This window comes from Nitratidesulfovibrio liaohensis (genome assembly GCF_011682075.1).
Taxonomy (GTDB): domain Bacteria; phylum Desulfobacterota; class Desulfovibrionia; order Desulfovibrionales; family Desulfovibrionaceae; genus Cupidesulfovibrio; species Cupidesulfovibrio liaohensis.
The window spans coordinates 1-1,187 of sequence record NZ_VSMK01000594.1; the positions used below are offsets into that span (position 1 = coordinate 1).

The 1,187-nt window shown below is 69.3% G+C and carries 1 protein-coding gene; it reads left to right on the top strand.

From position 1 onward, the window contains the following. Positions 1-159 precede the first annotated feature (159 nt). Positions 160-1,187 (top strand): cache domain-containing protein (locus FVW27_RS16435; RefSeq protein WP_167127202.1); only part of this gene is annotated, 1,028 nt, incomplete at its 3' end.

The window sequence follows — 1,187 nt, forward strand, 5'->3', positions numbered from 1 at the left end:
GCGCGACGGTCACCGCGCGCGCGGCACGGGCCGCGCCTGCGCCCCTGCCGCGCCCCTTTGTCCTATTGTTATAATTCAGCCCCCACCAACAGGCGGCTACGCTTGTCCGGCTTGCGAATGTCCTTTGCCCCGTGCATGCCCACCCAAGCGGAGTTTCCCATGCCCCACCCCGGCCCATCCCTCGTCCCAGTCACGCTCCCCCCCGTGCCCGACCCAGCCGCACCCCGGTTCGAGGCGGGCGTGGCGCTGCGCATCATCGCCCTGGCCGTCTTCATCGCCCTTTTGTTCGTGGCCGCCATTCTCGGCGGAATTCTGCCACAGGTCCGCGCGGACGCACTCCGGGCCCGGCAGGGAGAACTGCACCACCTGGTGCAAACGGCCATGAAGCTGGTGGAGGGCCTGGACGCAAAAGCAGGCCGGGGTGAGATACCCATTGACGAAGCCAAGCGGCGCGCCGCCGATGCCCTTCGCCAGATGCGCTACGGCAACGGCGACTATTTCTGGATCAACGACGACCGCACCCCCTATCCAACCATGGTCATGCATCCCACCGCTCCCGCGCTGGAAGGCCAGACCCTGGACAAGCCCGCCTACAACCGTGCCGGCCACTGGCGGGCCGCGCCCGGCGCCCCGGCAACGGACTATCCCGGCGGCAACCGCAACCTGTTCCTGGCCTTCGTGGACGTGGCCCACCAACGCGGCGAAGGGCTGGTGGCCTACGTCTGGCCCAAGCCGAAGCAGGGCGGCGGCGTGACCGAGCAGACCTACCCGAAGGAATCGTACATCGCCTACTACAAGCCGTGGGGATGGATCATCGGCACCGGGGTGTACGTGGATGACCTGGAGGCGGAGGCAAGCAGCCTGCGCAACACCGTGCTGGCGGTCACCGCCGCCATTCTCGCCGTGGGCTGCGTGCTGACGGTGCTGGTCACGCGGTCGGTACGCACACCGCTGCTCGCGCTGGTGGCCTATGCCCGTGCCGTGGCGGCGGGCGACCTGGACGCGCAGCCGCGCGGCACATTCCGCGCCGAACTGCGCGGGCTGAAGCAATCCATCGCCAGCATGGTGGAATCGCTGCGCATGCGCATCGAAGAGGCCCGTTCGCGCACCGACGAAGCCGCCGAGCATGCCCGGCGCGCAGAGGCCGCCACCGCCGAGGCCGAAGCGGCCCGGATACGGGCGGAGCA